The 23,809-nt window shown below is 42.6% G+C and carries 17 protein-coding genes; 16 read left to right on the forward strand and 1 reads right to left on the reverse strand.

Features of this window, described 5'->3' with window-relative positions:
• Positions 1–161 precede the first annotated feature (161 nt).
• From G628_RS17535 to G628_RS0113555, 9 genes are all read left to right on the forward strand, one after another.
• Positions 162–1,205: a LacI family DNA-binding transcriptional regulator gene (locus tag G628_RS17535; protein ID WP_051199217.1), complete on the forward strand. Its 1,044-nt coding sequence runs from the start codon at positions 162–164 to the stop codon at positions 1,203–1,205.
• A gap of 122 nt (positions 1,206–1,327) precedes the next feature.
• Complete coding sequence (locus G628_RS0113520) at positions 1,328–2,647, forward strand: extracellular solute-binding protein (protein WP_026656818.1); 1,320 nt, start codon at positions 1,328–1,330, stop codon at positions 2,645–2,647.
• A 112-nt stretch (positions 2,648–2,759) separates the two neighbouring features.
• A complete protein-coding gene (locus G628_RS0113525; protein ID WP_242827233.1) occupies positions 2,760–4,259 on the forward strand; it encodes a carbohydrate ABC transporter permease in 1,500 nt (499 codons plus the stop codon).
• The gene (locus G628_RS0113530; protein ID WP_026656821.1) at positions 4,259–5,107 is read left to right on the forward strand and encodes a sugar ABC transporter permease; all 849 of its coding nucleotides are present in this window, start codon (positions 4,259–4,261) and stop codon (positions 5,105–5,107) included. Before G628_RS0113525 ends, G628_RS0113530 begins: the two co-directional genes overlap by 1 nt.
• Before the next feature lie 478 nt (positions 5,108–5,585).
• Complete coding sequence (locus G628_RS18295) at positions 5,586–6,116, forward strand: hypothetical protein (protein WP_051199218.1); 531 nt, start codon at positions 5,586–5,588, stop codon at positions 6,114–6,116.
• A gap of 31 nt (positions 6,117–6,147) precedes the next feature.
• Positions 6,148–6,867, forward strand: a complete 720-nt coding sequence (locus G628_RS0113540) for a response regulator transcription factor (protein ID WP_026667205.1) — start codon at positions 6,148–6,150, stop codon at positions 6,865–6,867.
• A 271-nt stretch (positions 6,868–7,138) separates the two neighbouring features.
• Positions 7,139–8,104 carry a sensor histidine kinase gene (locus tag G628_RS0113545; protein ID WP_196803768.1) on the forward strand — a complete coding sequence of 322 codons (966 nt, stop codon included), beginning with the start codon at positions 7,139–7,141 and terminating at the stop codon, positions 8,102–8,104.
• Positions 8,105–8,240: 136 nt separating this feature from the next.
• Positions 8,241–10,085: a diguanylate cyclase domain-containing protein gene (locus G628_RS0113550; RefSeq protein WP_026667206.1), complete on the forward strand. Its 1,845-nt coding sequence runs from the start codon at positions 8,241–8,243 to the stop codon at positions 10,083–10,085.
• Between the two features lie 2 nt (positions 10,086–10,087).
• A complete protein-coding gene (locus tag G628_RS0113555; RefSeq protein WP_027209361.1) occupies positions 10,088–11,719 on the forward strand; it encodes an alpha-amylase family glycosyl hydrolase in 1,632 nt (543 codons plus the stop codon).
• Here G628_RS0113555 and yihA read toward each other — a convergent pair.
• Positions 11,711–12,316, reverse strand: coding sequence for a ribosome biogenesis GTP-binding protein YihA/YsxC (gene yihA, locus G628_RS0113560; RefSeq protein WP_026656825.1), 606 nt, complete (start codon positions 12,314–12,316; stop codon positions 11,711–11,713). The two genes, G628_RS0113555 and yihA, sit on opposite strands and share 9 nt — an antisense overlap.
• A 210-nt stretch (positions 12,317–12,526) precedes the next feature.
• Here yihA and G628_RS0113565 point away from each other — a divergent pair, with 210 nt between their 5' ends.
• The 7 genes from G628_RS0113565 (at position 12,527) to G628_RS19210 (ending at position 23,521) form a co-directional block, all read left to right on the forward strand.
• On the forward strand, positions 12,527–13,351 hold the full coding sequence (locus tag G628_RS0113565; protein WP_026667209.1) for a hypothetical protein: 825 nt from the start codon (positions 12,527–12,529) through the stop codon (positions 13,349–13,351).
• A gap of 118 nt (positions 13,352–13,469) precedes the next feature.
• Positions 13,470–13,679, forward strand: a complete 210-nt coding sequence (locus G628_RS0113570; RefSeq protein WP_026656827.1) for a hypothetical protein — start codon at positions 13,470–13,472, stop codon at positions 13,677–13,679.
• A 106-nt stretch (positions 13,680–13,785) separates the two neighbouring features.
• Complete coding sequence (locus tag G628_RS0113575) at positions 13,786–14,298, forward strand: hypothetical protein (protein ID WP_026656828.1); 513 nt, start codon at positions 13,786–13,788, stop codon at positions 14,296–14,298.
• A 686-nt stretch (positions 14,299–14,984) separates the two neighbouring features.
• Positions 14,985–17,468, forward strand: a complete 2,484-nt coding sequence (locus tag G628_RS17545; protein WP_034500978.1) for an efflux RND transporter permease subunit — start codon at positions 14,985–14,987, stop codon at positions 17,466–17,468.
• A 1-nt stretch (position 17,469) separates the two neighbouring features.
• A complete protein-coding gene (locus tag G628_RS0113585; RefSeq protein WP_027209362.1) occupies positions 17,470–21,183 on the forward strand; it encodes a GLUG motif-containing protein in 3,714 nt (1,237 codons plus the stop codon).
• A gap of 118 nt (positions 21,184–21,301) precedes the next feature.
• Positions 21,302–22,378, forward strand: a complete 1,077-nt coding sequence (locus tag G628_RS0113590; RefSeq protein WP_027209363.1) for a hypothetical protein — start codon at positions 21,302–21,304, stop codon at positions 22,376–22,378.
• Positions 22,379–22,402: 24 nt separating this feature from the next.
• Complete coding sequence (locus G628_RS19210) at positions 22,403–23,521, forward strand: cob(I)yrinic acid a,c-diamide adenosyltransferase (protein WP_242827234.1); 1,119 nt, start codon at positions 22,403–22,405, stop codon at positions 23,519–23,521.
• The last annotated feature ends 288 nt before the right edge of the window (positions 23,522–23,809 follow it).

Consider the following 23,809-nt stretch of genomic DNA (forward strand, 5'->3'; position numbering starts at 1 on the left):
TATTTAGCAGCCAACATGAAAAATCAAGTAACAATTGCGGTTGACGAAAAAATGATAAAGTGCTAAATTTCAAACAAGACAACCAATTGCGCAAAGTATAACACAGAGTTTAAAAAAAGCAAAGTATTATTTTAAATATCGATTAAAAGAGGTTTTATCGGATGGGAGAGAATGAAAAAAAGAATATAACCATCGGGGATGTTGCGAAGGCGTTGGGGGTGTCAAAAACAACGGTTTCCCGTGCAATTTCCGGTAAGGGCAGAATAGGAAACGAAACAAGGAAGAGAGTCCTTGAATATATAGAAGCAAACAATTACAGGCCAAATCCAATGGCCAAAGGGCTTGCGGACCAGAAAAAATATAATATATGCTGGGCTATTCCCGGAGATTCGAATGTGTATGCACTTCCTTTTTTTCAGAGGTGCATGGCGGGAGTTTGCGAGGTTACTACGGCTACTGACTATGATGTCCTGATCTCGCTTGTATATGAGGATAATATTTCTCATTTAAAGAGGATCGTCGAGAATAAAAAAGTGGACGGCGTTATCCTTGGTCGAACAATGGTGGACGATCTTGCAGTTAAGTACTTAAAAAGCATGAATATTCCGTTTGTTACGGTCGGAAGCAGCAAAGAAAAGGGTGTTATTCAGGTAGATAACGATCAGGAGAATGCCTGCATGGAGATGACAACCGCTCTGATAAAATGCGGTTATAAAAAGCCGGTTCTGATCGGCGGAGCACTCGGCCACATGGTAAATAGGACAAGACAGAAAGGGTTCGAGATGGGGCTTAAGGCAGCAGGTATCGGAGTTGAGCCGGATATGCTCTTTCTTGGAAACGAAACTTCCGAAGAAGTGGAAAAAGCAGTCGATGCAGCGATCAAAGCAGACGCAGAGTGTATAGTATGTATGGATGACAGAATATGTCGTGATGTGATATTGAAACTCAGGCGAGATGGCGTGAATATTCCCGGGGATGTCGGAGTTGCGTCTTTTTATAACAGCGATCTGCTTTCGGGAAATCAGCCTCAGGTCACAGCTCTTCAGTATGATCCGAAGGAACTTGGAAACGTTGCGTGTAAGACGTTGCTCAGACTTATAGACGGTGAAGAGGCTCCGGAAAAGAGTCTTCTTGGCTATGAAGTATTACTGAAAGAGTCCACACAAAAAAGCGTAAATCCGATTACATTATCAAAAAAACATTGATACACCCCCGTAAAAAAGGTAAAATATAATAGTATGGACAACCGTTTGCGTGTGATTTTTGCGCAATAGTACAGGCAGAAGAACTTTTTATATTACTTATAATTGTTAGGAGGGAAACGATTATGAAAAAGAAGTTTCTATCAATTGCTTTGGCATCTATGATGGTTGCAGCTGCTATTACAGGGTGTGGCAATCCTGAGGTTGCCAATGACACGGTAGAGTCTGAAACACCAACAGCTGAAAGCTCAGGAGATAGCGGGGAAACGGATGGCGCAGCTTCTGCGGACGCAGTTCAGAACCTTATCAGCAGTACAACGGGACCGGTGGATCTTACACTTTGGGCTTCTGAGGAAGATCAGGATTTCACACAGGGAGTTATTGATGACTTCAAGGCTCTTTATCCTGATGTAACATTTAACATTACACTCGGCGCAGAGTCAGAGTCTACAGCTAAGGATAAAGTCCTTACAGACGTTGAGGCTGCTGCGGATGTATATACATTTGCACATGACCAGATTAATGACCTGGTTAATGCGGGAGCACTTCAGGAAGTATTGGCTACTTACACATATGATGTAAAGAATGCCAATGTTCAGACTTCTGTTGATGCCGCAACAGTAGGCGGAAAGCTTTATGCTTATCCTATGACGGCAGATAACGGTTACTTTATGTTCTATAACAGTGAGGTTATCAAAGACCCTTCCAATCTTGAAGCAATGATCGCCGATGCAAAGGCTGCAGGCAAGAAGATTGCTATCGAGTTTAAGAACGGATGGTACCTTTACGGTTTCTTTAAGGCAGTCGGCCTTGACGCTACACTTAATGAAGACGGAAAGACAAACACTTGCAACTGGAACGGAGAGGGCGGTGTTGACGTATGTCAGGCAATCCTTGATGCAGTTGCTTCAGGTGTTGTTGTAAATATGGATGACGGCACTACCGTTACAGGAATTAAGGACGGTACGGTTTGTGCGGCTATTAACGGTATCTGGAATGCACAGGTTGCACAGGATGCCTGGGGAGCAAACTACGAAGCAAGTAAGCTTCCCACAATGAAGATCGGTGGCAAAGATTGCCAGCTTTCATCATATTCCGGATTTAAGCTTATCGGTGTAAATCCTCATGCAAAGAATATCGGTTGGGCTATGCTTCTTGCTGAGTACCTTACTTCAGAGGAAGTTCAGACAGCAAGATTTGAGGCAAGAAACCTCGGACCTTCCAATATTAATGCAGCTTCATCTGATGCGGTTAAGAGTGATAAGGCTATTTCAGCTCTTGCAGCGCAGGCACCTTTCTCAACACCTCAGGTTATTGGCGGAAATTACTGGAGTCCTGCTGAGACACTCGGGCAGATTCTTGCAAGCGGCAATCCTGACAAGACAGATCTTCAGCAACTTCTTGATACTGCAGTTGAAGGTATTACAGCACCGGTCAATGACTGATAATTGAATTTTGGGCTAGATACTAGCCAATGAAGTATAACCCCATATCGAATGAGGTATGGGGTTATATTTGTCAAAAAGGTAAAAGGGTAAGAGAAAGGAGTTGAGATAATTGGCTAATTATAGGACTTATCCGCATAATCAGAGAAATTATCCGCGTAATCAAAAGACTGTTCGTATTAAGAAGGCTCCCAAAGTTAATCCGATCGTAAAATACTTCAAGGAATTGGGCACTTGTCTGGCAGAGGGCAGTACTTGTGTGAAACTATCGACCGTATTCATGGGATTGGGGCATATATACAATTACCAGTTTATAAAAGGTGTGCTTGTATTTATTGTGCAGGCGCTGTTTATTGTATACCTCATTTTCGGTGCCGCACCGAATCTGGCTAAGTTCAGTACACTCGGTACGGTGAAAAGAGAAGCCATATTCGATCCTCTGACGATGCAGAATACAGTAAATGATTATGACAATTCATTTATGATACTGCTTGGCTCGGTAGGTGCACTGTTTATTATTTTCATGTTCTTTTTATTCTGGGTAAGCAATATTAAGAGCATGTACAGGACACAGCTTCTGCTGGAGGCAAGAAAGCATGTAAATACTTTCAGTGAAGATTTCAAAGAGCTCTTGGGCGAGAAGTTCCATATTACACTTCTTTCATTCCCTATTCTCGGCGTTATTTTGATGAATATCATCCCGATATTGATCCTTATCACTATAGCATTTACCAATTACGACCAGAATCATCTGCCGCCGAGTGAACTGTTTACCTGGGTTGGATTCAGAAACTTTGTAAAACTGTTTACTCAGACAACAACATCCTCTTTTGGATATGCATTCAGAAGAATTCTTGAATGGACATTTTTGTGGGCATTTTTTGCAACGGTTTCGAACTTCCTTCTTGGTCACCTTATTGCACTGCTCATCAATTCGAAACTTATCAAACTTAAAAGATTTTGGAGAACGTTATTTATAGTTACGATTGCCGTGCCACAGTTTGTAACACTTCTTTTGATAAGAAATTTCCTTGCGGATTCGGGTATTGTCAATTCTATATGTTCAAGCATGGGCATAACGGCGTTTCTTCAGAATGTAGGCCTTGTAAGTAAGAATATTTCATATATTCCGTTCCTTACCAGTCCCGGATGGGCAAAAGTTACGATTGTCATTATAAATATCTGGGTTGGTATTCCGTATCAGATACTGATTTCTACAGGTATTCTTTTGAATATTCCAAGGGACCAGATTGAGGCGGCAATGATCGACAGAGCGTCACCGTATGCGATATTTAAAAACGTAACAATGCCTTATGTTATGTTCGTTGAGGGACCGACGCTTGTCACTGACTTTGTAAGAAATATCAATAACTTCAATATTATTTATCTGCTTACGCAGGACGTATATGTAACGACGGATCAGGCACTGGCCAATTCACACGGAAAAGAAGTAGACCTTCTCGTCACGTGGTTGTTCAGACTGACAAACGAGTATTACGATTACAAGATGGCGTCGGTAATCGGTGTCATTGTATTCTCGATATGTTCGATATTTACTATTCTTTCATTTAGCAGAATTGTAGCAGGTGAGAGAGAGGAGGTATTCATGTGATGAAAGTAAAAAAATTTATTATATCAAGCCTCCTTCATATCCTGTTGGCATTTATAACATTTGTATGGATAATACCGATCATCTGGCTTGTAGTTACGGCTTTCAGCGGATATAAGGGAATAGACATATCTCATTTCTTCCCTGAGACATGGTCGGTTAAGAATTTTAGTACCATTTTGTTTAAGCCGGACTCTGTTGTACAGTATGTGACATGGTTTAAAAATACGTTTATCATAGCAGTCTTTACTTGCATAATATCCACAGTGTTTATATTCATGGTAGGTTATGCATTTTGCTGCCTGAGATTCCCCGGACGTAAGCAACTTATGGTATTTAGCGTTGTTTTGAATATGTTCCCCGGCGTACTTTCAATGATAGCTGTGTACTTTGTACTTAAGTCTCTCGGACTTACAAACAGCCACATCGGTATGATCATAGTTTACTCGGCGGGTTCCGGACTTGGATTCCTCATTGTCAAAGGATTCATGGATACAATTCCCGTATCTCTGCGTGAGTCCGCAAGACTTGAAGGAGCCAATGAACTTCAGATCATGCTTAATATCATACTTCCTATCTGTAAACCTATAATTGTTTATCAGGTAATCGCTTCATTCCTTGTTCCGTGGGGAGATTTCGTACTCGCAAAGCTTATGCTCAATTCCGGACTTTCAAAAGACTGGACCATTGCGATAGGACTGTACAACATGCTTGATAAGTCGCTTATCAACAAATACTTCTCAATATTCTGCGCAGGCGGACTACTCGTCTCCATCCCGATATCAATCCTGTTCCTGCTTATGCAGAAGTTCTACATCGAGGGCGTATCAGGCGGAGCGATTAAGGGCTGATTATTTATAAAAGGGACGACCTATATGGCCATTCTTCACGGCCTGCAGCGACGGTATCAGTTTTGAAATGTTTGTGGTCGGCTGCGCAGTGATTTTCATAATTTTAGAAAACCCGAAAATGCCTCCTTTCGACGTTGCTCAGGGAAGTCGGCATTTTCGGGTTTTCTAAAATTTGAAAATCATCTTGCTCGTCCGAAAACTGCACATTTTAAAACTGATACCGTCGCTGCAGGCCGTGAAGAATGGCCATACAGGTCTGTTGCTTGTTATATGCTGATTTTAGCAGCTACTCATATAATGCAGCAGACCTCCTAATGGAAGGAATAGTTGTTTTGCATTAAAGAGAACTAATTGATATCATTATAATCTGACATTAATCTGATTTTAATCTTTCTCAAAGGATTGTTTAATTTGGGACCTTTATATTGATTACTGTAAACAAAAGAAAACATTCTTACAAAGAGAAAGGGAATACACCATGGATGAATTTGAAAAGATTGAAAAATTAAGAGCTAGAGCAAACGTAACATATGAAGAGGCTAAGGCGGCACTTGCTGAGGCAAACGGAGACCTTCTTGATGCGATGATCGTTTTGGAAAAAGAGGGCAAGGTTGCAAAGCCTGAGCAGCAGGTACATTCCACAGAATATACACGTGAGCCCGGATATGAGATGGTTCCCGTAGGTGATGGTAAGGACTGCGGTGAGAGTTTTGGAACCAAGTTCAAAGAAATCGTTAAGAAAGTGATCGACTATCTTTCAAACAATCATATGAAAGTTTCGCATCACGATGAGCAGGTGATCGACCTTCCTCTTTGGACGGCGGTTTTGATATTGGTACTCGGCTGGTGGTTTGTATTTGTACTTATTGTAATTTCATTGTTCTTTGACTGGAATTATAAGTTCTATGGAAAAAATAATCTGCAGGGCGCAAATAATGTGATGGATAAGGCGAAAGAGACTGCAGAACAGGTTAAGGAAGAATTTCATCACAATTCTTCGGAATCATAACAGTTTTGACTAAATACGACAGGAGTATTAAATGGCGGCACATTTACTTATAGTTGAAGATGAGGACAAACTTGCAAGGTTTGTCGAACTTGAATTGCAGCATGAAGGGTATGAAGTGAGCAAAGCGGCCGATGGCCGCGAAGGCCTTAGGATGGCAACCGAAGGAAACTACGACCTTATTTTGCTTGATATCATGCTGCCGGGTTTAAACGGACTGGAAGTACTAAGGCGATTGATGCAGGATAATCCGACGCCGACGATTCTTTTGACCGCACGTGACGAAGTCATGGATAAAGTATCGGGACTCGATGGCGGGGCTGTGGACTATATCACAAAGCCTTTTGCCATTGAGGAACTTCTTGCAAGAGTCAGGGTTGCGCTTAAGCTTCACGGAAAGGTGAGCGCTGAGAGCGCAGCTAAAGGCACTTCCGACGCAAATGAAGAAGGCGTTTATACCTGGCAGAAACTAAAACTTGATGAGAAAAAGCGGGAGGTTACTTATGACGGCCATATAATTTCGCTTACAAACCGTGAGTTTTTGATGCTTGAAATGCTTCTAAAGAATAAAGACATTGTGCTTTCGAGGGACACTCTTCTTGAGAAAGTGTGCGGCTATGACTATGTCGGTGAAACCAATATGATCGATGTATATATAAGATATCTGCGCTCAAAGATTGATGATGCGTTTGATGTTAATATGATCACGACCGTGAGGGGAGTAGGCTATGTCATCAAATCCGATGCAGAATAATGTTCGCCCGTCAAAAAAAATGACGTCTATCGCGCATCATATCGTGGGTCAGATAAGCCTGGCAAAGACGAAAGTATATTTAAAAACGGATCTGCTCATGTTCATCCTGCTGAACGCGGGATGGGCATATATGAAAGAGCTGGAGGTTATCGGGGAATTTTCCCTTTTTAATCATAATCGCAGCTTATATTCGGAAACAGGGCATTTGAGCGATATATGCTATCGTGTTTTTTCAACGGACGGGGAAATGCTTATGTCCGCCGAATTTTTTATGATAGCTTTCAGAATAGCTGTCTTTGTGGCGGCACTTTTTGTATTGCAGATGATAGGACTTATGCTTTCGCTTCCGATCGTGTTTAGAAAGGCACATCGCACGCTCAGACCGATAAGAGAGATTGCGGAGAAAGCGGATGAGCTGAACAGACTCGCTTTTTCGGAGGATAAATTCAGGCATATAGAGGATGCGATAGAACATGCGGATCCGGAGGGAACGATAAACCTTAACGACAGGGACCTTCTTGGAATAGAACAGGCGGTTAATCATCTGATAGCGAGACTTCAGGATTCATACAGGCAGCAGGCGCGCTTTGTAAATGACGCGTCACACGAGCTCAGAACTCCTATAGCGGTTATCAGGGGATACGCAGGAATGCTGGAGCGATGGGGCAGGTCTGATGAAAAAGTGCTTGATGAGTCGATCGCGGCTATATCTAATGAAGCCGAGCACATGAACCACCTGGTTGAGCAGCTTCTTTTCCTTGCGAGGGGCGACAGCGGAAAGACCGTATTGCAAAAAGAGAGCATTCTCTTAAATGAACTGATGAAGGAAATATATGAGGAATCATTTTTAATAGATGAAGAGCATCCGTACAGGTTTAGGGATGCTTCGGAACTTATAACGATCGATGCCGACCGTACGCTTCTTAAGCAGGCGGTGCGCATACTTGTGGATAATGCCGCAAAATATACGAATAAAAACGATGAGATAATACTTGGAGTTGGGCGTACCGAAGACGACAGGCCGTATCTGATGGTGCAGGATACTGGTATAGGTATGACTCAAACAGATGTTGAGCATATGTTTGAAAGGTTCTACAGAGCCGATGAAGCCAGAAGTTTTCAGGGGACGGGACTTGGCCTTTCAATAGCAAAATGGATAGTTGACAGGCATGGCGGACACTTTGAAGTTGTTTCAAGAACGGAACTTGGAACAAGGATAATGATAGTTTTGTCTTAAAAATTGACTTAAAAAAGCATAAAGAATGAAATTGCCCTATTTATAATTATTGAAGATGTGTGTTATACTAAGTGTGTCGGCAAAAAGTACATTTGTCTACGAAGTGGCATTTTGATATTTAGGAGAATAAGGGCTTATGAAGAAAGTTGCTCTGGTAATGGAAAGCTGGGGACGATATATCACTAACGCATGGATAAGTGGAATCCTCAGCAAGATCAAGGAAGCGGATGCAGATGTAAACTTATATGTATTTAACGCTTATGCCAATTGGAGCACAGATGAGCTGTACAATCAGGGAGAACACAATATTTTTGGTCTCCCTGATTTTTGTGATTATGACGGAGTGATCGTTGAACTTAATAACACGGAAGAGCCTTCTGTAAGAAATGACGTGATAGAAAGAGTCAGGGCTTCCGGAACACCGGCTATTCTTATCAATGCAAAGGAAGACGGTTTCTATCTTGTTGGTGTAAATAATTATCAGTGCATGTATGATAATATAAGCTTTTTATATAATGAAAAGAACTGCAAGAGCTTTTGGTTTGTCATGGGACCGGAAGGAAATTATGAGAGTCAGAGACGTGCCAAGGCACTTGTTGACTTTGCAAAAGAAAAGGGCCTTAAAAAGAACAAGGATTATGTTCTTGAATTTAGAGGCTTTGATATAAAGGATGGAAGAGAAGCGTTTAGAAGTCTGTATGGGACAAAAAAGAAGATGCCCGATGCGGTGATCTGTGTCAATGACAATCTTGCGGTCGGCGTACTTGCCGAGGCGGAAGAAGAGGGAATTAAATGTCCTGAGGACTTTTATATAACGGGATTTGATGATTTTGACAAGGCAAGATTTTATTCTCCAAGAATCTCTACCGTAAGCTACAAGAGAGAAGATGCCGGAGAGATGGCAATACAGCTTTTCCTTGATCTATGGAGCGGAAAGCCTGTTGAGCAGGAGAATTATATTAAATCCACCAATATATATTGGGACAGTTGCGACTGCGAGTCAGATATTATAGTTGACAGTCGTGCCCAGATGAAAGGCAATATCCTGTGGAATGAGAGCAGCGTAGAGTTTGCAAATGACTTATTAAAGCTTTCTTCAAGGATCACTCATGCAGACAGCATGAAAGAAATGGTTGATGTTATCCGTGATGTCGTCAAAGTATCCAGATGCGAAGATATCATAATGGTCCTCGATCCCAAGTTCTGGGCGCAGTTTGAGACTGCCGAGGAAGAGTGGATATTTGATACGGCTTATATTAATGAAGATTGTATAAAAAATGTTTTTCCGACTTTCGAAGGAACAGGCAGGGGCGATTGCTATCTGTTTATCCCCATTCACTTCAGGGAAAAGAGCGCGGGATATCTTGCAATGAAGAACCCGATATATCTTATGGAGCAGCAGTTCCTTTTTGATCTTATCAATACATTTTTATCAGGAATGGAGATCCTTTATCAGAAAGAATGTCTTGCAAGAGCCAATGAGAAGCTCTCGGATCTTTCTGTAAAAGATGCTCTTACGGGGCTTTATAACAGACTCGGATTTGGTGAATATGCAGAGAAGCTTATCGCTGACGGACACAAAGAAGGAAGACAGATGCTTATCCTTTATTCCGATCTTGATATGCTTAAGTATTTGAATGATACTTATGGCCATGAAGTTGGTGACAAAGCTATAATATGTGCTTCCAATGAGTTAAAAGAGCATGTTACCCCGGAGGGAATGTGCTTTAGACTTGGCGGTGATGAATTCCTTATAATTGATAAATTCATGAGTGAAGAGATTGTAAAGGATTGCATCATTGAGATAAGAGAAAATTTAGTCAGAGATTCCAGAAAGATAGAGCTTCCTGTAGATCTGTCGCTTAGTTTTGGATATGTTGTGACGGAAGGCAAAGGAAAAGTTTCTTTGGATGAGTACATAAGCAGAGCAGATACCTTGATGTATGAGGATAAGAGAAGGAGACGGAAAGGTAGGATATAGCAATGCCCGGTTGGCTTAAGAATGCAGTATTTTACGAGATCTATCCGCAGAGCTTTTATGATACCAACGATGACGGAATAGGAGATATTGGGGGAATCATAGAGAAACTTGATTATATCAAGGACCTTGGGGCAAATGCGCTTTGGATCAATCCGTGGTACGACTCTCCGTTCAAGGATGCGGGCTACGATGTGAGAGATTACAAAAAAGTGGCTTCAAGATACGGAACTAACGAGGATGCAAAGCGCCTTTTTGAGACGGCGCACAAAAAGGGCATCCGCGTACTTTTAGATCTCGTTCCGGGCCATACATCCGAAGAACATGAGTGGTTTAAAGAAAGCGGGAAAGCAATTCCCGTTGTAGACGGAGTGCCCAAGAAAAACGAGCATTCCGACAGATATATCTGGACTGAATACTGGCTGTCAGGTATTGGCGGCCATCCTTACATAAGCGGGGAATGTGACAGAAACGGCGTGTACATGCTGAATTTCTTTAAGTCGCAGCCCGCTCTCAATTATGGTTTTGCCGCTCCGACCGAGAGCTGGCAAATGTCTTACAAAGATCCCGAACCGCAAAAAACGCTGGAACTTATGATGGATGTTATGAGATTCTGGCTTGATATGGGATGCGACGGCTTTAGAGTGGATATGGCTGATTCTCTTGTAAAAGACGATGATGACAGAAAGTCATGCACGTGCTCGCTTTGGAAGAAAGTAAGAGCAATGCTTGATAAAGAATACCCCGAAGCTGCGATGGTCTCTGAGTGGTCAAATCCCGAACTGTCTCTAAATGACGCCGGATTCCACATGGACTTTTACCTTGATCATGCGGGAAACGGATATAACAGACTTTTCCGTGACTACGAGACACTTGAGAAGTATCATGTATTTCCGATTGCAGAAGACAGGAAGAACACCGAAGGCAGGGACAGAAGCTATTTCAGAAAAGACGGTGACAGCGATGCCACGGCTTTTCTTAGTGACTATATTCCAAAGTATGAAAAGACAAAAGATGCGGGTTACATATGCTTTATGACCTGCAATCATGATACGCCAAGACCTGCAAGGACACTGGACGAGACAGAACTTAAGATTGCTTACGCCACGATTTTTACGCTACCCGGAGTTCCGTTTATCTATTACGGTGATGAGATAGGCATGAAATATATTGAGAACCTTCCGACTAAGGAAGGCGGATATACCAGAACAGGCAGCAGGACTCCCATGCAGTGGGACGGAGGTGCTGTTAATATGGGATTTTCCGCCGCATCCAAGGATAAACTCTATCTTCCCGTTGATGAAAACGGTCCGAGCGTTACGGGACAGCAGAATGATAAGACTTCTTTGTATAATGTTGTAAAAGAGATCCTTGCAATCAGGGGAAAAGAAAAAGAGCTGTGCGCAGATGCTTCGTTTGAAGTTCTGTGCAGCGGAAAAGATAAGCCTTTTGTCTATAAGAGAGGCAGTCTTGTGATTATGGTTAATCCCGGTGAAAAAGATATTGAATATACAGCGGACTATCCCGCGATAGAAAACGGCGACTATGAAGAAGTCTATTCAATCGGCAGGATAGAGCGCAGTGGTTCAAAGATTGTGCTGAAGGCACAGAGCTTTGCAATGATCAGATTAAAGTGATGATTCTTTTGCCTCAGCTAAGAGTTCATCCATGAAATCATAAATATCGTCGCGGCCGTCCTTACTTAGGGCTGAGTAAGGGAAAATCCTTACATCATCCGGAAGACCGAGCCCGTTTCTGAGCATGTTCAGGTGCTTTTCGTGCTGGCTTTTCTTGATCTTGTCGGATTTGGTCGCGATTATGACAGGCTGGAATCCCTGATGTACGATCCATTTGTACATCTGAACGTCGTTTGCAGAGGGCTCATGTCTTATATCTATCAAAAGAAAAACTCGAAGGAGCTGTTTGGAAGTGTGAAGGTAGTTCTCTACCATCTTTCCCCACTGCTCCTTTACTTTTTCGGGAACGCGCGCAAAGCCGTAGCCCGGAAGGTCTACGAGATAGAACTCGTTGTTTATGTTGTAGTAGTTTATTGTCTGGGTTTTACCCGGTTCCTGCGAAGTCCTCGCATAATTTTTTCTATTCATTATGCCGTTTATAAGTGAGCTCTTGCCGACATTACTTTTTCCCGCAAAGGCAAATTCGGGGTACGGATTGTCCGGAAGAGTACTTGTGATACCGCATACTGTCTCGAGGTTTACATTCTTTATTACCATCTTGTATTGTCTCCATGATCAATTGAATTCGATTTTTGGTTCCCGTATATTCTACACTATATGCTTCAAACAGGCAAAAAACGCTTGCACATAAGGGAAAACGTCCTTTGCTTAACTTGGAAAAACGGCGACGTATAGTTATAATGGGGGAATAAATATTAACAGAGGATTAATGAAGAAAGGGATTGTTTTATACAGAAGGGAGTTTATATGAAAAAACAGATTGTTGGTTGCATTGCCATGGCGCTTGTGTTGACAGGGTGCATGGCCGGAAAGGATGTGGCATCTGATGATGTCATGGGAACTGCGGAGGTTTCTGCTATTGCAAGTACTGATGTGGCAGGAGAAAGTTCTTCCGAAGAAAGCTTGGGGGCATCAAAAAGTGATAGTGTGTCAAGCGAACCTTATGGTGTATATGCCAGAATAAACAAAGAGGAGCATTATGAGGGAAATGACGTATTTGAACGAGAGTTTATTTATGCTTTACATGAAGATGGAACAGGGCTTGTGCGTGGTAATGATGATTTTAGGATTACATGGGATGATAAAAATATATATTGGGAAGTTCCGACAGAGGAAGGCATTGAATCTCATGAATATAAACTTGAAGGGAATATCCTGAAAGTAAAAGAGGTTGACGGCTGGCAGGAATATACTAAAAAGCCCGGAGACGATCCGATAGAGAATGGCGATTTGGTTGAGTTTGCAGGAGTTTATAGTAAGATAGAAAATTCAGAAGCTGAAAAGGAAAATGCAAAGACGTATGGTGATATGTATTTTAGCTATGGAGGAATGATCGGAGGCGGAGAAGGTTATCCTCAGGTTTGGCCTGATAAGATTACCAAAAATGAAGATGGCTCATATCTTTGCGAATATGATAATTATGACTTTGAGTATACTATCTATCCCAAGGGTGTGATTGGTGAGAAAGAAGCAAGTGATCCGGAGCTTAAAGATAAGCTATATATTAAAGTGGCGATTAAAAAAGACGGCGAAACTAAGGATATTGTGTTTTACAGAAGCGCGCAATTTTGATATAGTACAAAATAAATATAAATTGTTAAAAAAATACTAATAAAATTCATTGCTGTGACTAGAGGGATGGAGTAATATAGGTTATTATTAAATTAACATTCTGAAAGGAAACGAGTAGATGAAAAAGAAGTTTATTTGCATTTTGGCACTTGCTATGGTAATGACCGGATGTTCATCCAAAAATGCAGAATCTGATGCGGAAAAAGAAGCTGCGCTTGAGACTATCAGAACAGGCGGAGAAAGCAGCTTTTCCGAAGAAGATGACCACACTATCACAATAGGTAGTGCAGATAATGCCGACGCTACAGAGAGCGAAATGGCAAACTAATTTTGAAGAGAACACTCGTAAATTACACATAGATATTTGAGTTATGATGATTGTGTTATAATTAACGTTATCGTAACTATTGCTTTGAGAGAAAGGAAATGAGGAGATGAAAAAAAGATTTCTAGGTATTTTAGCACTTGCGCTGGTGTTTACCGGGTGTTCTTTTAATATTCCGGGTTTGGATTCAGATACAGATACGGCCGGTAATCTGGATAGTTTATTTGCAAATGAAGAGGAAATTGATGCCGGATCGGACAGCGCGACAAAGAGCATGTCTTCTGCCGATAATGTAGCAGATGACAGTTCATCAAAGGCTGCTACCAAAGAGAGAAACGGCGCTCCCGGAAGTGACAACGTTGTGAGCGACAAACCTGTAGGTATTTTTTCAAGAGAATACACAGAGGAAATCGAAGGCCAAGAAGTAAAGCAGATCTGTTCCGTTACATTTAATGAAGATGGAACAGGAAGTTTTACACGCCAGGATACAGTAAAAATAACCTGGGCTGATGGCAAGATAACCACAGAAGGTGGCGAAACTTACGAATACGAGTTTAAACCTTCCACCGACGTCCTCAGAATCAAAGAAGAATTCGGATGGGAAGATTACTGCAAAAAGTGATCGAAAGGCATATCGCGATACCGCGGTATGCCTTTACTGTTTCGGGGATAGCAGCCCTTGGGGAGAGGGATATTTGAGCATTGCGCGAGAGCGTAAAGTTTCATGGGAGCCCGAGATCCTTCCTGAAATTCTGCTTTGAGGCTCTTGTTTGACATCCAATCCGCAGGGAATAGGGGGCTACAGGCTTATGTTTTTTCGCAATCACTCCGGCTCACATTTTTATGGGGTTACGACCGTTTTTCTATTATGGCGCATGTTACGACTAAACTCGCATCCCGATGCCTTTATACGCCCGTGTATGCGGGCTATGACACTTCTTATAAAGGCATCGGGATACTCACACAACGTCTCCACATGCGCAGAAAAAACGGTCGTAACCCCATAAAAATGTGGCCTCCCGTGAAATGCTCAAAAACATAAGCCTGTAGCCTCCTATTCCCTGCGGATTGGATGGAGTTTTGAGCCGAAAGAATTTCAGGAAGGATCTCGGGCTCCCCATGAAACTACGCGAAGAAGCAGCTCAAATATCCCTCTCCCCAAGGGTTGCTATCCCCGAAACTGTGGCGGCAAAGGCCTTGGTTGTTAATGATCACTCAGAGGTGTACAATATATAGTGTATATATAAATTAAATAACAAGCAGTGATGCGTGGATATTCATTATGAAGGAATTTTTGAGGGGGCGAAAATGAGTAGTAATGAAAAGGCCGGAAACAGCTTTATGCTTAAGATCTGTACGTTTATCGTGGATAAGCGTAATCTTTTTTTCTTGATATATGCGATCGTGTGCATATTTTCTGTGATATCGAGGGGCTGGGTAGGTGTAGAGAATAAGCTGCCCAAGTATCTTCCGAAAACTTCAGAGACATATAGGGGACTTGAACTAATGGAGGAGCAGTTTACGACTTACGGCTCCGCTAAAGTGATGGTTGCGAACATATCATATGACCAGGCACTTCTGATACAGGAGGATGTTGAGAAAATATCGGGAGTTTTCTCGGCGGAAATTGATGATTCGGATGAGCACTATGCCAACGGGTCTGCGCTCTTTAATATTACCTTTGATTATGATGAGACCAATGATAAATGTCTTGAGCTACTTGATACGGTAAAAGAGTATTTTGAACCGTATGATTATTATTTGACCACGACGCTCGGCGATACGCAGTCTGAACTTATAGATCAGGAGATGAATGTCATCTCGGTTATCGTAGTTATTGTCGTTGTCTTGGTACTTGTGCTTACATCGCAGGCGTATGCCGAGGTTCCGATACTCCTTCTTACATTCGGAAGTGCGGCGCTTGTTCAGATGGGCACGAACTTCCTTCTTGGCACTATTTCTTTTGTCTCCAATTCGGTTACGATAGTTCTTCAGCTTGCACTGTCAGTCGATTATGCGGTCATTTTCCTAAACAGATACAAAGAAGAGCATATGACGCTTGAGCCAAGAGAAGCGTGTATTGTGGCGCTCTCCAAATCAATTCCCGAGATAACGGGAAGTTCCCTGACTACGATCGGCGGCCTTGTTGCCATGCTGTTCATGCAGTTTGGAATCGGCGCGGATATGGGTATAGTTCTTATCAAAGCGATCATTCTCAGCCTTTTGTCGGTATTTCTCTTGATGCCCGGAATCATCATGGTATTTGCGGGACTTCTAGAAAAGACCAAACACAAGAACTTCATTCCGCAGATCCCTTTTGTCGGCAGGTTTGCGTATAAAACAAGATATATCATCGCTCCGCTTTTTGTTGTCGCAATAATTATCGCAAACAGGATCTCTTCGAAAACTCCGTATGTATACGGCTACTCGCAGATCACACCGCCTCTTACCAACGCCGTTCAGAGGGCGGAGAATATCCAGAAGGAGAATTTTGCATCTGATAATATGATGGCGCTTGTTTTTCCGTCAGGTGATTACGACAGGGAAAAGAGGCTGATCGATGAAATACTTTTGGAAGATGATGTTACATCTGTGACAGGTCTTGCAAATACCGAGGCGATGAACGGATATACACTTACGGAGAAGCTTACACCGAGGCAGTTTTCGGAACTTTTAAATATCGACTACGAGGTGGCTGAGCTTGTCTACGCCGCATATGCCGTTAACGATGAGGACTATGCCAAAGCGGTCAACGGTCTTGCCAATTACAAGGTGCCGCTGATCGACATGTTCATGTTTGTGTATAAAGAAATCAAAGAGGGCTACGTCACTCTTGATGACGAGCTGATGAAAAAGCTCGAAGATGCAAACAGGATGATGAACTTTGCGAAGAAACAGCTTGAGAGCGACGAATACTCAAGAATACTTATTTATGTGGATCTTCCTCAGGAGTCGGATGAGACTTTTGATTTTATAGAAAAGCTCCACAGAATAACGGAGAAATATTACGCCGCGAGCAAGATCTATGTGGTGGGAGAATCTGTCAGCCAGTACGATCTTAAGAAGTGCTTTTCAAGGGATAACACGGTGACCGGAGTTATTTCGATACTTGCGGTTCTTGTGGTGCTTCTTTTCACATTCAAATCTGCAGGTATGCCGGTTTTACTTATTGCGGTCATTCAGGGATGTATCTGGATCAACTTTTCGATACCCGCCATCCGGCATGACAATCTCTTTTTCCTCGGATACCTGATAGTAAGCTCCATTCAGATGGGTGCGAATATCGACTATGCCATCGTTATCGCGGGCAGGTACACGGAGCTTAGAGAGAGCATGGGCAAAAGAGATGCGATCATCGATACAATGAATCTTTCATTTCCAACGATAATCACATCGGGAACGATGCTTGCCGTTGCGGGAACACTTATAGGAAATATGACGTCGGACTGCGCGATATACGGTATCGGAAAATGTCTTGGCCGCGGAACTATCATTTCCATTCTTGTCACGATGTTTGTTCTTCCTCAGATACTTCTTGTGGGTGACAGAGTAATAGAGCTCACGGCGTTTGTTATGAATATGCCGCTAAGGCTCAAGCAAAGAACCGGAACCATGCGTATTGACGGATTTATAAGAGGCCGCGTTGAAGGTAATGTGACAGGTGTCATTCACGCCGTTGTAAAGGGCGATGTCAGTGCATATATCGAAAACGGCGATATCACTCCGATGGAGGATGAACCGATTGATGCGGAAGATATTGAATTCTATTACACGGAAGGGGAGGACATCTGATATGAAAAAAAGAGTGTGCATGCTTCTTCCGGGAATAGTTCTTTTTATCAATTCTGCTGTCTGTGTGTACGGAGAGACAGGAAATGACGGGCAGGAGATAATTACGACAGGCACGCAGACGGGAGCTTTGGAAGAGCAAAAAGATGTTGATGCGGATATAAAGGATGATATCGACTTACTCATTCCCGATGATATCGAGGAAATCAAGATCGGAAGCGCTGAAGAATTCCTTAAGTTTGCAGAAAGTTGCAGGCTTGATACATGGTCTGTAAACAAAAAAGTGATCTTATCCAAAGATATATCGCTTGCAGATACTTCTTTTGCGGGAGTGCCGACGTTTGGCGGAGAATTTGACGGTTGCGGACATACGATAAGCGATCTTTCCATAAAGAGTGACATGTCCTACGTGGCTCTTTTTTCCAATGTTCAAAAGACGGGCATTATTAGGAATCTGAACGTGAAAGGAACCGTGATTCCGACGGGGAAACAGGTTATAGTAGGCGGAATCGTTGCGGACAATCACGGGCTTTTGAGTAAGCTGTCATACGAAGGAGTTGTTTCGGGCGATGATTATGTCGGCGGGATTGCGGGCAAAAACGGGCTTGAGGGAAACATAAAGGATTGCACGGCTAAAGGATATATCAAAGGTGTTCATTTTACCGGCGGAATAGCGGGCGAGAACATGGGAAATATATCAGGCTGTGTCAATGAAAGTGCGGTAAATACAACAAATGTCGATTCGCAGATCACCATAGACAGCATGAATACGCTTAATAAAGTTCTTAATATAATAAAGAACGGTGATAAAGGCAGTGATGAAGCAAGTGCTGATATAACAAGCGTGGATATCGGCGGAATTGCCGGAACTTCCATCGGCATCATATCGGGTTGCACAAATAAAGGGCAGGTAGGTTACAAGCACGTCGGATACAACGTGGGAGGAATTGCCGGAAGACAGTCGGGATATGTGTCGAGCTGCATAAATAACGGCGTTATCCGAGGAAGAAAAGATGTCGGAGGAATTGTGGGGCAGGCCGAGCCGTATGTAACGGTCGACCTCAGCAGAGACGTCGCATACCAGCTCAACATAGCGATAAACGATCTCCATAACAAAGTTACAAAGACACTGAAGGACGTCAAATATCAGTCGAATACTATCACGAACAGATTGAATGTGATTCAGGAGTATACGGCGGGAGCCATTGAGGACGTCAGGTTTATTTCTAATGAAACGACGGATTTTGCAAACGGCGTGTCAGGCGCGACATCGGAAGCTTTTTCAAGAGTTCAGTATATTCTTGAAGAGTCTGCCAAGGACGATGGGCTTCTTGATAATACCGATGATGCGATAGAGCACACTTCCGATGCGGTATCAAGTCTTAAAGAAACGGTGAAGGATCTTGATTATGAACAGTATATGTCGGAAGAGGATAAAAAGAAATACGAAAAAGCCAAGGAAACACTTGAGAGTATTGCGAGTCAGTATGCAATCTTAAGTGAACCTGCTTATAAAGCTTATTACAATAAATTTATTGCAGATGCAAAGAATCCGTCGACGTCTGCAGCAGCTCTTTATCCGAATGCTTCGGATCTTGATTATAGCGGAACGTTTGGATCGTATAATCCTTTCACAGATTCGGATACCAAACTTGTTGAATCATACAATGTTCCCGGAGATTGGACACATTTATCCGATGGCAGGGCGTTTCCGGATAAAGAGGATGAGAATGATGTTAATCTGAGTAAGGATGCTTCAAACTATGCAACGGCGCAAGCTGATAATTATGCCAAGAATCATTATCAGAGCGGTGTGGACGGCGGGGAAGGAAGTTTCTATTACACAAGAGATCTTGCGGATGCGAAAGCAGAAATTGAAAGTTTGACAAAGAAGTATATTCGCCTTATGGCAGAAGAGGCAAGAGGTGATGCTCTTGACGCCATGAGTTCTTTGGAAGAGGCAACGGATCATCTGGAAGAAGCCGGAGATCAGGCAAAAGGAATAGTTAGGAATATCGCGGGAAGGGGAGCGATTTCTTTTCCACAGTTCAGCACAGAGTATAAGGCGCATACGGTATCGCTTGCCAACAATATGCAGGGGATGAACGACAACTTCGGGCTCCTTAACAACGAGATGAACAATGCGACGGGGGCAATCGTCGACGACCTTCAGTCTGTGGCGGATCAGTTCAATGTGATAATGAACCTGTATGCGGATGCGATTGACGGTGTTTTGGAAAAAGATTATTCGAATACATTTGAGGATGTGTCTTTGGAGGAGGCTCTTATCTGCACTGATGCGACGATAGATGGATGTATTAACTACGGGGAGGCTTATGGTGACATCGACACATCGGGCATTGCTGGAACGATGGCGATAGAATATGACTTTGATGCAGAGAGCGACATTACGGGAATTAAGGATGCAAAGCTCAATACCTCTTTTATCTCCAAATGCGTTCTGCGCGACAATAAGAACTACAATACCGCGGAAGGTGAAAAGAGCTATATAGGCGGTATCTGCGGACTTCAGGAGATGGGAACCATCATAAACTGCGCAAACTACGGAAATATGAAGTCCAATTCCGGCGAGTATGTCGGAGGCGTATGCGGAAGTTCTTTATCCTACATTGTAAGTTCAAGTTCAAAGGGAATACTTGACGGAATGTCCTATGTTGGCGGTATAGTGGGCGACGGCGCCAATATCAGGGATTGCAGGGCTTTGGTCGATATCAAAGACGCCAACAGCTGGTATGGTGCGATCGCGGGACACGTAAGCGATGAGGGCGAAGTCAGGGGCAACTACTTTGTGAGCGATACACTTGCGGGAATTGACAGGGTAAGCTATTCGTTAAAGGCAGAACCCGTTTCGCATGACAGCAAGGAACTTCCGACTGATTTTGCGGATCTTACGGTTACTTACGAACTTGACGATGATGAAAACGGTGACGGAAAGACAATTGTCAAAAAGAGTAACAAGAAGTATGGCGATAAGCTTGATGAAAAGGGATATCCTATTGTTGAACCCAAGGACGGTTATTATGTTACATGGGATAAATCGTCGATAGATTCGGCTACTTCGGACCAGATCATAACCGCAAAGTATTGCAGATACAGGACAACAATTGCTGAAGAAGATAAAGAGCATGACGACGGCGAGGCTTATCAGAGTGAGCTTCTCGTCGACGGTAAGTTTAAGGCTGAGGACAAACTTGTGGTTGAAAGAAATGACTCTTTTGACGTAAAAAAATTCACCTCGGCAAAAGACTATGATGCGGAAACTCTTAAGAATTATACAACGCTCAAAGTCACCGTTCCCGATGACGGAGAGACTGTTCACACTGTTAGATATAAGCCTTTATCCAAGATAAATGACGCGCTTGGTAGTTTCGAGGTTTACCTCGTAAACGGCGAGGGAGAACAGCTCCTTACAAAGACAGGCGAGATGGGAGAGTACAGCACATACGATATTGAAGGCAATGAGTTTACTTTGAAAGTTAAATTCCCCAAGGCGGGACTTGCGGTATCTAAGTATAAGTACATGGTTATCGCAGCAATCATAATCGGACTTGTATTTATCGCGCTTCTTGTTATTGTCGCTATATGCGGTAGCAAAAAGGCTCCGAAGATATTCAGGCGCATAGCAAGGAAGCTTTCTAAGAGAATCGAAGGCAAAGAGCAGATTTTCTACGACGACAGTGAGGATGATAAGAAATAACATAAACCTGTAAAGAGTTGTAAAAAATGCATCTAACCTGTAAACAGTTGTACAAACCTGTAAAGAGTTATAAAATGATATCAAACCTGTAAATAGTTGTAATGGAGATATAAATATCATGAAGAACCCTTTTACACATACACCGGGCAGAGTTGGAGATGCTAATATTGTCACAACTATCGAAGAAAAAGTGTATGATAATTTTAGATATCAGCAACCGTCAGAATGTGTATATAAGATAACCGGAATTCGAGGATCCGGCAAAACTGTAATATTTGGAAATATATTAAGACATTACAAGACTGCGGATATGAAAGCGGATGGATGGTTGGTTTATGACTTGTCATCTGCCAGAAGGCCTATAAATACGCTTATTTCATATCTTTTGCTTGAGCCTGAAGTAAAGAAAGTATTATTGTCAGAGAAGACCAATTTAAGTGTTTCGATACCGATTGTTGGGATAAGCGCAGGGTTTGATTCTAAAACCGATATCGATGAGGAAGTTCGGCTTGAGCAACTTGTCGGAATACTCATAAAGGCAAAGAAGAAAATTATGATCGGGATAGATGATATCGCAAAGACAGATGAAATGGCGGAGTTCTGTTCAGTATATGCTAAGCTTATAAGAAATGTGATGGATGATGAAATTGCTGCTCCATGGCCTGTATATCTCATATGTTCCGGTGTATATCAGAATTTTTATGAACTCGGAGAAGTTCCGAATCTTACTTTCTTTAAGCGTGCAGTGGAACTAAAAACAGAGGCCTTCCCAATGCCTGCTATGGCTATAAAATATGAGGATAAGACGGGAATGGAAGAAGATATGGCTATTTCTTTTGCTAAAATGACAAAAGGATTTGCATATGCATATCAAGTGTTTGGAAGCGCGTATTTTGAGTATAAAGATAAAGGCGAAGAATATGTGGTAAAGCAGGCAAAAAGCGAGTTGTTTTCGCAATGCTACGAAAAAATCTGGAAAGAGCTGCCTGAAGGTGAACGTGAGATATTGAAGATAGTATCTTCAGGCCCAAAGAAACGTAAAGATGTTATTGCAGAGATGGATGGAAAGGGAAATTACCAGGTGAACAGCAACGCGCTTAAGAAAATGGGGCTTCTTGCAGATAGTGCACAGTCTTATGGAATTGCTGAAATCACCTTGCCTTTTTTTGGCGAATACATTCAAAAATATTGTTGATAGTGTTATTGTGAAAGAAAAAATATGACTTTTGAACCATTATCGGTAGCTCTTGATGAGAGCGGGATTAAGAGCTTCATCAAGCGCTACCATTTTAAAGCAAGTGAGAAAAAAGATATCGTGATGCTCTACAGGCAGCTTCACCCAAGAGTTCATGCAAGCTTTCATCATGTAATCGAGGGTGATACCGTCTATGCTGTCGTGACGCTCGGAGATGCGTTTGACAGCTTTCAGGACAGTTTTTTGCAAAGAGGCGAGATACAGAAAGCCTTCATAATAGACTGCCTCGGAACGGAGATGCTCTCTATTGCTTATGAAGAAGTAGATAAAAAGATATTTGAAGAGACTGGGCTATATGTAGGAAGCTACGTTTTTGCCGGAAGCGACAAGATGCCGCTTGAAGAGCTTGCGGCGGTTATGGCTAAGCTTGGGCAGAAGATCGTAAAGTGCAATGAGTCTTTTGTTCTTGTTCCGAAAAAGAGTGTTGTGTTCTCGGCTAAGCTTCATAAGGAGAGAACCGAGAAGCATTCTGACTGCGCAAGTTGCAGCGCGGTGAGTTGTCCTATGAGGAAAGAACCGCAGAAGAAAAAGAGCGCGTCAAAGCAGGGAACTAAGCGCCAAAAGGGGCTGATACATCTTTATACCGGAGAAGGAAAAGGTAAGACTACCGCTGCAATCGGGCTTGCCGTGAGGGCAGCAGGCGCGGGTCGGAAGGTTGTCTTTTCACAATTCATGAAAGGAAGACAGACTTCCGAGTTAAATAGTCTTTCGCTTATTCCGGGAATTACGATTGTCAGAAGCGACAAGGAACTTGGATGGCTGCACCGTGATGATGACGAGCAGTGTGAGGCTTTTCGCGTTGTGCATAATGAAATCCTTGAAAGAATCTTGGAACTTATTCAGGCGGGAGAATGCGATGTTCTCATAATGGATGAGATCACTTACCCGTACAACTACGGAGTTATTGATAAAAAGAGGCTTGAAGAGCTGATAGATAATAAGCCGTCAGGCATGGAGATTGTCATGACGGGAAGAAATGCCGACGATCTCCTTGCAGACAGGGCGGATTATATAACTTATATGGAAAAAATCCGTCATCCTTATGACAAGGGGATTGAAGCCAGAGAAGGGATAGAGTACTGATACGTTTAGCGAAGGAATATGCAGATTGGCTTGGCAAGTATTGAGTGTATTGGCAATCCGTACGCCCGGCCGCAAAGGTATATATTCGGAAATGCGCTGTGTACGGCTGCGCAGTGATTTTCATACTATAATAAAACCCGAAGATGCTTCCTATCACGTTGTTTAGAGAAGTCAGCATCTTCGGGTTTTTGGCATCGCGGGAGTTGACAATAGAAAATAACGTGTTATAGTTGTAGTAGAACAACTAGAATTATGAAAAATAGTTCCGAAATTTGCGAATAATTATCG

The sequence above is a fragment of the Butyrivibrio hungatei NK4A153 genome, from assembly GCF_000424465.1.
Lineage (GTDB): Bacteria > Bacillota > Clostridia > Lachnospirales > Lachnospiraceae > Butyrivibrio > Butyrivibrio hungatei_A.